The 12,593-nt window shown below is 65.6% G+C and carries 12 protein-coding genes, 1 tRNA gene and 1 pseudogene; 9 read left to right on the top strand and 5 right to left on the bottom strand.

The window, feature by feature from the left end; translation table 11 throughout:
- A partial coding sequence (locus Q1V87_RS02990; RefSeq protein WP_300590794.1) for a glycosyltransferase family 39 protein occupies window positions 1–1,308 on the bottom strand: 1,308 nt, incomplete at its 3' end.
- 118 nt (window positions 1,309–1,426) lie between these two features.
- Window positions 1,427–2,065 (bottom strand): MBL fold metallo-hydrolase, encoded by a 639-nt coding sequence (locus Q1V87_RS02985; RefSeq protein ID WP_292712279.1) that lies wholly within the window; start codon window positions 2,063–2,065, stop codon window positions 1,427–1,429.
- A gap of 106 nt (window positions 2,066–2,171) precedes the next feature.
- Here Q1V87_RS02985 and Q1V87_RS02980 point away from each other — a divergent pair.
- Window positions 2,172–2,247, top strand: a tRNA-Glu gene (locus Q1V87_RS02980).
- A 381-nt stretch (window positions 2,248–2,628) separates the two neighbouring features.
- Entirely contained in the window at window positions 2,629–3,780 is a 1,152-nt protein-coding gene (locus Q1V87_RS02975; protein WP_292712450.1) for an AAA family ATPase, read from the top strand.
- A gap of 21 nt (window positions 3,781–3,801) precedes the next feature.
- On the opposite strand, the gene Q1V87_RS02970 is transcribed toward Q1V87_RS02975, so the two are convergent.
- From Q1V87_RS02970 to Q1V87_RS02960, 3 genes and pseudogenes are all read right to left on the bottom strand, one after another.
- Window positions 3,802–4,887, bottom strand: a complete 1,086-nt coding sequence (locus tag Q1V87_RS02970) for a DUF4349 domain-containing protein (protein ID WP_292712449.1) — start codon at window positions 4,885–4,887, stop codon at window positions 3,802–3,804.
- Window positions 4,884–5,441: a sigma-70 family RNA polymerase sigma factor gene (locus Q1V87_RS02965; protein ID WP_292712447.1), complete on the bottom strand. Its 558-nt coding sequence runs from the start codon at window positions 5,439–5,441 to the stop codon at window positions 4,884–4,886. The genes Q1V87_RS02970 and Q1V87_RS02965 overlap by 4 nt, the downstream gene beginning before the upstream one ends.
- Before the next feature lie 153 nt (window positions 5,442–5,594).
- Window positions 5,595–5,849 (bottom strand): annotated as a pseudogene (locus tag Q1V87_RS02960) (FtsX-like permease family protein); the annotation flags it as partial.
- A gap of 56 nt (window positions 5,850–5,905) precedes the next feature.
- Between Q1V87_RS02960 and Q1V87_RS02955 the strand changes: the two are divergent.
- The 7 genes from Q1V87_RS02955 to leuD form a co-directional block, all read left to right on the top strand.
- The gene (locus tag Q1V87_RS02955) at window positions 5,906–6,619 is read left to right on the top strand and encodes a histidine kinase (RefSeq protein WP_300590793.1); all 714 of its coding nucleotides are present in this window, start codon (window positions 5,906–5,908) and stop codon (window positions 6,617–6,619) included.
- Entirely contained in the window at window positions 6,522–6,818 is a 297-nt protein-coding gene (locus Q1V87_RS02950; protein WP_366945398.1) for an ATP-binding protein, read from the top strand. The genes Q1V87_RS02955 and Q1V87_RS02950 overlap by 98 nt, the downstream gene beginning before the upstream one ends.
- Complete coding sequence (locus Q1V87_RS02945; RefSeq protein WP_300590791.1) at window positions 6,815–7,327, top strand: response regulator transcription factor; 513 nt, start codon at window positions 6,815–6,817, stop codon at window positions 7,325–7,327. The genes Q1V87_RS02950 and Q1V87_RS02945 overlap by 4 nt, the downstream gene beginning before the upstream one ends.
- A gap of 81 nt (window positions 7,328–7,408) precedes the next feature.
- Window positions 7,409–9,079 (top strand): MDR family MFS transporter, encoded by a 1,671-nt coding sequence (locus Q1V87_RS02940; protein WP_300590790.1) that lies wholly within the window; start codon window positions 7,409–7,411, stop codon window positions 9,077–9,079.
- A 271-nt stretch (window positions 9,080–9,350) separates the two neighbouring features.
- Window positions 9,351–10,454, top strand: coding sequence for a TerC family protein (locus Q1V87_RS02935; protein WP_300590789.1), 1,104 nt, complete (start codon window positions 9,351–9,353; stop codon window positions 10,452–10,454).
- A 136-nt stretch (window positions 10,455–10,590) separates the two neighbouring features.
- Window positions 10,591–12,072 (top strand): 3-isopropylmalate dehydratase large subunit, encoded by a 1,482-nt coding sequence (gene leuC / locus Q1V87_RS02930; RefSeq protein WP_300590788.1) that lies wholly within the window; start codon window positions 10,591–10,593, stop codon window positions 12,070–12,072.
- Window position 12,073: 1 nt separating this feature from the next.
- The coding region (leuD, locus tag Q1V87_RS02925) for a 3-isopropylmalate dehydratase small subunit (protein ID WP_300590787.1) at window positions 12,074–12,593 on the top strand (520 nt) is incomplete at its 3' end.

Genomic DNA, 12,593 nt, shown 5'->3' with positions numbered 1-12,593 from the left:
GGTGCGCTTGTGCTCGGCGAACAGCACCACGATTGCGAGGGCGCCGATCGCCGCTTGGACCACCGAAACCACGGTGGAATAGCCGGGGTACCAGAGCGAAATCAGCACCGCTGTCACGCCGGCCACCGCGATGAGCGAGATCTGTGGCCACAGGATGCCGCGACGCCGCGCAACCCCGAACGCGAGCCCAACGAGCAATGCAACCGGCACGGCGAGTGCGGCGGTGTAGAACTGGTGCATCCCATCCACGGCAGAGAACATTGCCGCGAAGATGACAAGCCAGGCCGCGAGGAAGACCGTGACCGGACGCGAGAAGCGCAGCATCCAGAGGGCGACCGCAGCAAGCAGCGCCGCCGGGAGAAGCCACGCGATCTGACCGGCGAGCTGTTCGGTGAACAACCGGACCGCGCTCGGGTCGCCGGAAAAGGGCGGGCTGAACGAGAGGTACTCAGATGAGTCGGCCGTAGCGGAGAAGCGTCCGAGCCCGTTGTAGCCGAACACCATCTCCCACGGATTGTTGCTCAGCGTACTGCCGATGTATGGGCGCGAGTCAGCGGGAATGAGGGAGACGATGACGATCCACGTCAGGGATGTCGCGATGCTTAGCGCCCCAGCGACAGCGATGTGCCAGATGCGCCGCGCGATGGGCTGAGCGGTGACCAGATACGCCAACGCAAGTGCCGGCCACACCGCCCACGCGACGAGCATGTACATCTGAAAAGCGAGTGCAATGAACAGGCCCGTCGTGATGAGCCAGCCGAGGCTTCGCTGGGTAAGCGCGCGTGACGCGGCCCACGCGACGAGGGCGAGGCTCAGCACGAAGAACGTTTCTGGCTGATTAGAGCGTGACACGGCGATGAGGATCGGTGTCGTGGCTGCCACCGCGCCGGCGATGAGCCCCGCCGTGGGTGATACGACTCGTCGCCCGGTGAACGCCACGACGACAACCGTCGCTACGGCGGCCAGCGCATTGGGCAGGACTACCGTCCACGTCGAGTACCCGAGGGCCGCGACGAAGAGCGCCGGTACCCAGAACGAACCGGGAATCTTGTCAAGAGTGACTGTGCCGGCCGGATCGAACGCGCCGAAGAAGAAGTTTGCCGGATTCTGAGCCATCGAGACCGCGATGGCAGCGTAGTACTGCGATTCGGATGCCGAATCGATCGCCCAGATCGTGAGCAGCGCGGTTGCAAGGGCGAGCCCTGCGACACCGATCGCGAAACCGGACGCGCGGGGCTTGCGCAGAGGGCGGCTGGGTTCGGTCGCGGCGGCTGGTGCCGGTGGCAGGGGGTGCGCGTCGATGACCATGCCCCGACGGTAGGGATCGCCGTGAGGTGCGACCTTTCGGAACCCTATGCGGATTCTATGTGTGGCAGACGATGCGCCACGATCGCCGGGGAGCGAGAGGTGACTGAGAGAGGGTTCCTCAAATGTCGACCGAGGCTCCGGCATCCAGATCGAGGAACTCGCCGCCACCCTGCTCCGTCGCCCATCGCAGCCGCTGACGCCCCATTGTTCGTCCGATGACCGAGAGGGTCATGTCGTGAGTGCCGAAGCACATTCGTGGAGCGACGGCGAGGACGAAGTCCATGGCCTCTCCGATCTTCAACCACGGTGCGCCGACCGGGGCTGCCAGGAGCTTCACGTCCCGTCCTTCCGGCACGTCGTACGAGTCGCCCGGGTAGTAGAGACGGTCATTCACCAGCACGCCGACGTTGTCGACGACGGGCATCGATTCGTGGATGACGGCATGGCGTCCGCCGAAGAACTCGAGCTCAAACGGGCCCACCGTCATCCTGTCGCCGGGCGATACGACCGTGACATCGAACCCGGCGGCGGCATCGGCCAGCCCCTGCGGGCCGATGATCTGCGCCTTCGGGGCGTTGCTGAGGATGCGGCGCAGGTGCTCCGGGGTCCAGTGGTCGGGATGCTCATGCGTGAGAACGATGGCCACGACATCACCGTCATCCGGGAGGGGATCGGTGAACGATCCCGGGTCGACGACCAGCGTCTTGCCGGAGTCGCGGATCGTGAGGGCAGCGTGCTCGTGCTTCGTGACTCGCATACCCCGAGTCAACCCTCGCGAGAGGGCTCGGGGCAACCCCGCTGCCGTGTCCGCGTCGATTTGGCCGGCCGTTCGCATGCATGGCATAATCGAACGGTTGTCTTGCGGCCCCATCGTATAGCGGCCTAGTACGCCGCCCTCTCACGGCGGTAACGCGGGTTCGAATCCCGCTGGGGTCACCAACACACGAAAGCCCGGTCTCGTACCGGGCTTTCGTGTGTTCGGGATGCCTGTTGTTGTCTCGCAACTTATCCGGGTTGGGCCCACGCCGCCGGAGGCTCCGCGAGGCGCGCAGCGGCTCGCGGAGTGGCGGCGGGGAGAATCCCGCTGGGGTCACCAACGCACGAAAGCCCGGTCTCGTACCGGGCTTTCGTGCGTTCGGACCGCCGACCCGCGCGGCGGAGACGCTGCGGGGTAGCCCACGAATGTAGGCGAAATCGCAGGCGTAGGACGTTTGAGCGCTCAAGCGTCCTACGCCCAGGATTCCTCCTACCTCGGGTAGGTCAGGCGAAGCATCCGGGTGCTGCCGAAAGGTGTCCGAGCACCGACGTAGGCTGGCGGCTGTGCTGACCACACTGGCGATCGACGGCTACCGCTCCATCCGGAGTCTGGTCCTGCCGCTCTCGCCGCTGACAGTTGTGACCGGCGCGAACGGGAGCGGAAAGTCGAGCCTGTATCGGTCGTTGCGACTTCTGGGAGCTGCGGCCAGGGAAGGCGCCATCCGTGCCCTTGCCGCTGAAGGTGGCTTTCCCGGAACGTTATGGGCGGGACCCGAGTCCGGCGCGCCGACGAGCGGTCCCGTGCAGGGCACGGTGCGGAAAGGACCGATCGCGCTGCGGCTGGGTTACGGGTCGGATGCCGCGGGTTTCGGTTACGCGATGGATCTTGGCATCCCGATCCCGGCCCCGACGATGTTCGGCGCAGACCCCGAGATCAAGGCAGAGGCCGTCTGGGGTGGGCCTGTTCTTCGTAACGGCTCCCTCATCTGCGAGCGACGCGGCGCGATCTACCGCATCCGTACCGACGCCGGTTGGCACATGGTGCAGCGACCACTCGCTCCGTGGGAGAGCATGTTGGCGGAGTTCGGCGACATCGAGGCCGCACCCGAAGTCTTGGGGCTTCGCTCCGGCCTACGCGACTGGCGTTTCTATGACGCGGTCCGTACCGACGCGGATGCTCCCGCTCGGCGGCCCGCTATCGGGACACGCACCCCGATCCTGGCATCCGACGGGAGCGACCTCGCCTCCGCGCTGCAGACCATCCGGGAGCAGGGGGATGCCGATGCGCTCGACGCAGCGATTGAGCTCGCACTTCCCGGCAGTCGCCTGTCGATCACTGACCACGCGGGGCGTTTCGAGCTCTCGCTGCGACAGCCGGGGATGCTGCGGCCCCTGTCTGCGCCCGAGCTGTCGGACGGGACGCTGCGCTACCTCGTGTGGGTCGCAGCACTCATGAGCACGAGGCCCGCGAGCCTCATCGCCGTCAACGAACCGGAGACCAGCCTGCATCCCAGCATCCTCGAGCCACTTGCGGCGATGCTCGTGGATGCGGCAGCCCGTTCCCAGATCATCGTGGTCTCCCACTCGAAGCCGCTCGTTGACGCGCTGGCCAACTCTGGCGCGACGGTACACACGCTCGAGAAGTCAGGCGGTGAGACGCAGGTTCAGGGTCAGGGCTCGCTTGACGCGCCTGCGTGGGTCTGGCCCACGCGCTGAGTGCTGGCGACCGTCCCGAGCTCACTCCTCAGCGGAGGGGCGGCGCCGCCGGCGCACGAGCACGATGATCCCCCAGACCGCTCCGCCGATGACAGCGACCACCGCAATCCAGGGGATGAGGAAGCCGAGCGCGACGACGATGCCGTTGAGCGTTGCGACCAGGCCGTTCCAGCCGGCGACGAGGCCATCCCAGAAGCCGGCGGGGTTTGCGTCGACCGCCTCGTGGCGCACGGTGAGCGACACGTTCAGCGACGACATCGCGACCTGATCCTCGAGCGATTCGAGCTGCTGCTGGTAGGACTCGAGGGTTGCCTGCCGCTCGGCGAGAGCCGACTCGGCGGCGATCAGGTCCGAAACCGACCCTGCCTGCCCCATCAGCTCGAGCAGGCGGTCGACGGATGCCTGCGCGGCATCCACACGTGCCTGCAGGTCGACCACCTGGTCGGTGACATCGAATCGGTCGATCGAGGATGCGGTCACCTCGCCCACCTGCTCCAGGTCGGCCATCGCGTCGGCAAGCTCATCGGCGGGAATACGCACGGTGATCCACCCGTTCGTGACGGCGACGGTCGGGTCGGCCAGATCGACGGGCATCCCCGTGTAACCGGACCCGATGCTCATCGATTCGACGTACCCGCCGCGCCCGTCGGCGGCGGTCGCGATCTGGTCAGCCGCGGCACGAACGTCGTCGACCACGACGGTGGCGGACGACGAGGCGATGATCGAACGACCGGACTCGCCGATGGCGGAATCCATTGCCTTCCCACCGCCCGAGCCGTCGACGACCGCTCCGTCAGTGAGTGCGATCTCACTTCCCGACATGCCGCCGTCCACGGGCATATCTGCGGGCATGAGGCCCGCCGCTCCGCTCTCATTCGTGCTCAGCCCGCTGAGAACGGTCGGCGCGATGATGGCGGCGACGGCCACGACCGCAGCCGCGGCCGCACCCGCCATCCACACTCGGCCACGAGCCACAGAGCGCCGAACGGATGCCGCGCGCTCACTTTCGATGGTCGTGAAGACCCCATCTTCGATAACAGCGACGCGCTCGTCATCCAGGAGAGGGAGTCGGTCCGCGGTGGAACTCTGGGGATTGTCGGTGTTCATGTGCTCTCCTTGGCAACGGTCCGCAAACGCGTGCGGATGCGGGAGAGACGGTTGCGAACAGCTCCGTGCGGGATGCCGAGCTGCTCGGCCGCGGCACTGTAGGCGTAACCTTCCGCCGCACACAGCCGCAGGATCTCGCGGTCAGTGTCGGAGAGGGTCGCGATCTCGGCAGCGATCAGGCGAAGGTATTCCTCGTCGATCATCTGCTGCTCGACATTCACCGTCGCCGGGATGGTGTCATCTGCCACCGCTCCCGCCTGTTCGCGGTCCCTTCGCTGCGCGCGCATCCGGTTCGCCGACTGGAATCGGCAGATGGTTGCCAGCCACGGCAGCAGCGAGTCCGACGCGAGGTCGAGCTCCGGGAGCTTCCGCCAGGCGACGACGAAGGTCTCCTGCACGACATCCTCGGCATCCGAGGGATCGCCCAGGAGCCGGTGCGCGATCCAATACACGGGCCGAACGTAGGCGCGATACAGCTGTCGGAACGCCTGTTCGCTGCCGCCTGCGGCTCGGGCGACGAGTTCGGCGTCTCCCGTGGTCACTGAATCGGTCATCGGTTCCCCTGTATCGCACCGCGAGTCGGCGCGCCTCATTGTCTCTCACACCGTCAGTGTCGGCATCCGGCGATTCGTCTCACGGGTCTTCGAGATGGGGAAACGACAGGAGGGGCACCCGATCGATGACCGGATGCCCCTCCTGCGCGGTGATTACTCGTACCGCAGCGAATCCACAGGGTCGGCCCGGGCCGCACGGGCGGCCGGAAGCGTTCCGGAGAGGAAGGCGATCGCCATGACGAGGATGATGATCGTTGCGATCGACGCAGGATCGAAGGCGATCAGCGTCAGTCCCGGCAGATCGGCGAGCAGCGATGTCGATAGCGCGCCGCTGACTCCTGTTCCGACGATCATCGCGATGACGGCACCGATCGCGCTGCCGAGGAATCCGAGGAAGGCAGCTTCGAGGCTGAAGAGCGTGAACGGCTGCGGCGCTCGCTGGCACGCTCTCGCCGGGAATCGCGGTGGCTCTGGCTGCCGCCGTGTTCCATGTCGCCGCGCGAGTCAGTAGGCGTCGGGGCTTTACGGTGGGGGCGTGCGCGACAGCCGCTATCGTCCTGCTGGCGTTTCTCGGCTCGGTGGGGAGCATCGTCGATCCCCGCATCTTGCAGTTCGGACTCATCGTCGCGCTCGGCACAGCTGCGGGTGATGGCGCGCGATCTCGACGTGCGTATATCGCGGCGATCCAGGAGCGAGCCGAGCGGGCTGAACGAACGCGGGAAGCCGAAGCCAGCCGTCGGGTGAGCGAGGAGCGTCTGCGGATCGCCCGCGATCTGCACGACGCTGTCGCGCACCAGATCGCGGTGATCAGTCTCAACGCAGGTGTGGCATCCTCGGCGGTTGATATGCGCCCCGACAAGGCGAAGGAATCTCTGGCCACGATTCGCGCTGCGGCGCGCACCGTTCTTGCCGAGATCGGCGACCTCATGACGATGCTGCGGGCCGACGGCGCGGCTGATTCGACATCCCGACCCCAGGGCGGACTCGACCACCTCGAGGAGCTCGTGCACCAGTTCACGGCATCCGGCCTCGAGGTACACACGCGCATCGAGGGCGACCCGGCCCGCGTCTCGGGTTGCGGTGAGCCACGTGGCCTATCGCGTGATTCAGGAGGCGCTGACCAACGCGCACAAGCACGGGACCGAGCACCGCGCGCACGTGCTCGTGCACGTCGGTAAGGATGCCGTCGTCGTCACCGTGTCCAACCCGATGGATACCGGCACCGCGCGTGGGCGCGACGCTGCAGGTTCGGGCCTCGGTCTTGTCGGACTCCGGGAACGCGTGGCATCGGTGCGCGGTGCCGTCAGCGCGGGCCCAGCAACCGCCGGCTGGAAGGTCGAGGCGCGATTGCCGCTGAGCCGGGAGGATACGCAATGACAGCTGTCGTGGTCGTGGACGACCAATCCCTGGTTCGCCAGGCGGTGGTCGACATCTTGGACACCCACGACGACATCACGGTCGTCGGTCAAGCCTCCAACGGGCTCGAGGCCGTCAGACTCGCCAGCACGCTGCATCCGGATGTCATTGTGATGGATATCCGGATGCCTGAGCTCGACGGGATCGCGGCGACCGCCCAGATCTGTTCGGACCGCACACTCGCGCAGACCAAGGTTCTCGTCCTGACGACCTTCGAGGAGGACGAGAACCTCATCTCGGCGCTTCGCGCCGGTGCGAGCGGCTTCGTGGGAAAGGGCGCAGAGCCCGAGGACATTGTGCGGGCGGTGCGCTCGGTTCACGTGGGCGACGCGCTGCTCTCCCCGGCGGCGACGCGGGCGCTCACTGCCAAGACCCATGTGAACCGCATCATGACGAAGGTACAGGCTCACGATCGCGCTCAGCTCGTCATCCTCGCCTACGAGTCCGGGCTGTTGACGCCGGGGGAGTGACTTCGCGTACCGCGATCGCGGTACGCAAAGATGCCGCGGCTGCGGGACGCGCCACAGCGGCATTCGGCGAATGATCGTTGTGTGACGGAAAAGACTGTGAATCTCGACGATTCGGTCCTAGCGGAGACGTCCACGGCTACCGACAAGCGCCGCGTTTTGCTCGTGTTCGCTGGCCTGCTCGTGGCCATGCTTCTGTCGTCTCTGGACCAAACGATCTTCTCGACGGCGTTGCCTACGATCGTGGGCGAACTCGACGGTGTGAACCACATGCTGTGGGTCACGACCGGGTACCTGGTGGCGGCGACGATCATGATGCCGATCTACGGCAAGCTTGGCGACCTCATCGGCCGGAAGGGCCTGTTCATCGGCGCTCTGTCGGTGTTCGTTCTCGGATCGATTGTCGGCGGTGCCGCACAGGACATGACCTGGCTCATCATCGGTCGCACCGTGCAGGGGATCGGCGGCGGTGGGCTCATGATCCTCTCGCAGGCGATCATCGCCGACGTGGTGCCCGTCCGCGAGCGCTCGAAGTACATGGGCGTCATGGGCGCTGTCTTCGGTATCTCCTCTATCGCCGGGCCGCTGCTGGGCGGATGGTTCACCGAGAGTGTCGGGTGGCGGTGGGCGTTTTGGATCAACGTCCCGCTGGGTCTGATCGCGATTGCGCTCGCAGCGGTATTCCTGAAGCTCCCGCGGCATTCTGTGAGGGTCAGATTCGATGTGTGGGGCACGCTCACGATGGCTGTCGCGGTGACCTCGATCATTCTGGTCGCCTCGTGGGGCGGCACCGAGTACGACTGGAACTCGCCGACCATCCTGTGGCTGATCGCTACCGCCGTCATCTTCGCGGCACTGTTCGTGCTGGCCGAATACAAGGCTGCCGAGCCGATCATCCCGCTTTCGCTGTTCCGCTCCCGTAACTTCGTGCTCGCGACCTCGGCCGGGCTGTTCATCGGTGTTGCCATGTTCGGAACACTCGCCTACCTGCCGACCTATCTGCAGATGGTGACCGGCGTCAACGCCACGGTCTCGGGCTTCATGATGCTGCCGATGATCGCGGGCCTCATGGCGAGCGCGATTACAACCGGCTTCCTTGCCTCCAAGACCGGGCGCTACAAGTGGATGCCGATCGCGAGCATGATCGTGATTGCGGTCGGGCTCTGGCTTCTGTCCACGCTGACCGTCGACACGCCGCTATGGGTGCTGATGTCGTACCTGTTCGTCATCGGTGCGGGAATCGGTCTGTCGATGCAGATCCTCATCCTCGTGGTGCAGAACTCCTTCCCCGACTCCCAAGTGGGAACAGCGACAGCCTCGAACAACTTCTTCCGCGAGATCGGCGCGTCGCTGGGCGGCGCCGTCGTGGGCGCAATCTTCACCTCGCGCCTGACCGAACTGCTCACGGAGCGGATGACCGCAGGTACGGGAACGGGAGATGCGAACTCCTTTACGCCTGCAGCAGTCAATGCGCTGCCCGATCAGGTCCGCGAGGTCATCGTCGGTGCGTACAACGACGCTCTCACCCCGGTGTTCGCGATGTTGATCCCGATGGTCCTAGCGGGTCTTGTCATCGTGGCCTTCATCAAGGAGGTTCCGCTGCGCTCGACCCTCGAGACAGGCACCCAAGAACCTGAGGGCGCAGATTCCGCGCTCCAAGAGGTACCGCCGGCCGCGGCCGACGGAGCCAGCGGGACGGAAGGGCTGCTCCCCGCCGCCTCCCCGAGAGGGAGCGCGTCCGGCGTCCCAGACTGACGGTCAGCGCCCGCCAGCGGGACCGTCAGCGCAGTGGTGCGGCATCCATTCGGATGCTGCACCACTGTCGTTTCGACCGTGCAGCTTCGCCGCCGCGGTTTTGTGCGCGCCTATTGGATCGCTGGGGCACCGCTATCCTGGGGGAGCGAGAGGGAGTATCCCGATCTTGCGCGTTCGTCATCACGGGCCGGCGGCCCCGGGCGCGCACCGCCACGCGGCGGGGGAGAGACTTTCGGTGCACGCACCTGCCCGCTTGCTGTGAAAGGCCCTCGTGGATCTGACCCTCCCGCTCTGGTTCGAGATCGGATCTCTCGTCGTTCTGACGCTGATCTTGCTCGCTGACCTCCTCATCATCCTCAAGCGCCCCCACATTCCGTCGACGCGTGAATCGACGCTCTGGGTGGTCTTCTACGTGACCCTCGCTTTGATCTTCGCGGGGGTGATGTGGCTGATAGCCGGTGGTGAGTACGCCGGACAGTTCGTCGCCGGGTGGCTCACCGAGTACAGCCTGTCGATCGACAACCTGTTCGTCTTCGTCCTGATCATGAGCCAGTTCGCGGTGCCCCGCCGGTATCAGCAGGAAGTGCTGATGGTGGGCATCATCATCGCCCTCATCCTGCGGGGCCTGTTCATCCTCGCCGGTGCCGCGATCATCGAGAACTTCAGTTGGGTCTTCTACATCTTCGGCGCGTTCCTCGTGTGGACCGCGTACCGGCAGGCCTTCCCTGGCGGGGAGCATGACGAAGACGTGAAGAAAGAGAACTTCATCGTTCGGTTGGTGCGACGCACTGTCGACATCAGCGACCACTATGACGGCGCGAAGATCCGCACCGTGGTCGATGGCAAGAAGATGTTCACGCCGATGATCATCGTGTTCGTCGCGATCGGCGTGACCGACCTCATCTTCGCGATCGATTCGATCCCCGCGATCTTCGGCATCACCCAGAGCGCCTTCATCGTGTTCACCGCGAACATCTTCGCTCTCATGGGGCTGCGCCAGCTCTACTTCTTGCTCGGCGATCTGCTTGACCGCCTCCGTTACCTGCATTACGGCATCGCGTTCATCCTTGCCTTCATCGGTGTGAAGCTGTTCCTTCACGCGATGCACGTGAACGAGCTCCCGTTCATCAACGGGGGAGAGCCGATCGACTGGGCTCCTGAGATCTCGACGCTCATGTCACTCGGCGTGATCGTGATTTCGATGGTCGTCGCCACCGTCGCAAGCCTCCTGGCTTCTTCTCGCGAGCGTCGAGCTGAGGCTCAGGTCCACGCTGCCGGCGCGGCGGATGCGGCATCCGTCGTCGCGCAGGAGAAGGGCACACCCTCGACGGTGGACGCTCCCGCACCGACCGATCCGCCCGACGAGCGCGCCTGACACCGGTGGTAGTCTGAGCGAATGCGGATCGCTCGCCTCCTTCTTAGCGGCCGCGACGGGTCCTAGTTCTCAGGCCATCCCCGTCGCGGAGTTTCGTCGCGGGCTTGAACCACACTTTCCTGGAACGAAAGAGCTCATGAGCGAATCCATTGACGTCGGCATTCCCGATCACCCCCGTACCTTGGCTGAAAAGGTATGGGACGACCACCTGGTCGTGAAGGGCGAGAACGGCCAGCCCGACCTGATCTACATCGATCTGCACCTGGTGCACGAGGTCACGAGCCCGCAGGCCTTCGATGGTCTGCGAGCCGAGGGTCGCCCGGTGCGCCGTCTTGATCTCACGATCGCGACCGAAGACCACAACACGCCGACGCTCGACATCGACAAGCCGATCGCGGATCTCACCAGCCGCACCCAGATCGAAACCCTGCGTCGCAACGCCGAAGAGTTCGGGGTGCGCCTGCATTCGCTCGGCGACAAGGAACAGGGCATCGTTCACGTCGTCGGTCCGCAGCTCGGCCTGACGATGCCCGGCATCACTGTCGTCTGCGGCGACTCCCACACCTCGACCCACGGCGCTTTCGGTGCCATGGCGTTCGGCATCGGCACGAGCGAGGTCGAGCACGTGCTCGCGACCCAGACGCTGCCGCTCAAGCCCTTCAAGACGATGGCGATTACGGTCGAGGGTGAGCTCAAGCCCGGCGTGACGGCCAAGGACATCATCCTGGCCGTGATCGCGAAGATCGGCACCAACGGAGGCCAGGGCTACGTCCTGGAGTTCCGCGGCTCCGCCATCCGGTCGCTCTCGATGGAGGGCCGGATGACGATCTGCAACATGTCGATCGAGGCCGGCGCCCGCGCAGGAATGGTCGCACCCGACGAGACCACTTTCGCGTACCTCGAAGGACGCCCTCACGCCCCGAAGGGCCAGGACTGGGAGGATGCCGTCGCCTATTGGCGCACGCTCCCGAGCGACGAGGGGGCCGTCTACGACGCCGAGGTCTTCATCGACGCGAACGAGCTCGAGCCGTTCGTCACCTGGGGGACCAACCCCGGTCAGGGTGTGTCACTCAGGGACAGGGTCCCCTCGCCCGAGTCGTTCAGCGACCCGAACGAGCGTGCCGCCGCGGAGCGCGCCATCGAGTACATGGACCTGGTTCCCGGGACGCCTCTGAAGGAGGTTCCGGTGGATGCCGTGTTCATGGGCTCGTGCACCAACAGCCGCATCGAAGACCTGCGCGCGTTCGCGTCGATCATCAAGGGGCGCACGAAGGCCGAGAACGTGCGGGTCATGGTCGTTCCTGGGTCTGCCCGGGTCCGGCTTGAGGCAGAGGCCGAGGGCCTCGACAAGGTCTTCACCGAGTTCGGCGCAGAGTGGCGGTTCGCCGGGTGCTCGATGTGCCTGGGCATGAACCCCGACCAGCTGGCTCCCGGTGAGCGGTGCGCGTCGACCTCCAATCGGAACTTCGAAGGTCGCCAGGGCAAGGGCGGGCGCACCCACCTGGTGTCGCCCCTGGTCGCGGCGGCGACCGCAGTGCGAGGCACGCTGTCGAGCCCGCGCGATCTCGACCCGATTGAGACCAGCGATTCGGTCGTGACTAGTGGAGCGGAGGCCTGACATGGACAAGTTCGTCACTCACACCGGTGTCGTCGCTCCACTGAAGCGCTCGGCCGTCGACACTGACCAGATCATCCCCGCCGTCTACCTCAAGCGCGTTACGAAGACCGGCTTCGAGGATGCGTTGTTCGCCAACTGGCGTCAGGACCCCGAGTTCATCCTGAACCAGCCGACCTTCGCAACCGCCTCCATCCTCGTCGCCGGCCCCGACTTCGGCACCGGATCCAGCCGCGAGCACGCCGTCTGGGCGCTGCGTGACTACGGCTTCCGCGTGGTGCTCAGCCCCAAGTTCGCGGATATCTTCCGCGGCAACTCGGGCAAGCAGGGCTTGCTCACCGGCGTCATCAGCGAGAGCGATCTCGAGGCGATCTGGGACGTGATCGATGCCGACCCGGGTGTGCAGATGACCGTTGATCTCGAGGCGCGCACCGCGACGATCGGTGACCTTCAGGTCGCTTTCGACATCGACGATTACACTAGATGGCGGCTCCTGGAGGGGCTCGACGATATCGGGCTCACAC

The sequence above is a fragment of the Microbacterium sp. genome (assembly GCF_030149085.1).
GTDB lineage: Bacteria > Actinomycetota > Actinomycetes > Actinomycetales > Microbacteriaceae > Microbacterium.
This window is presented reverse-complemented; position numbering and strand designations above follow the sequence as displayed.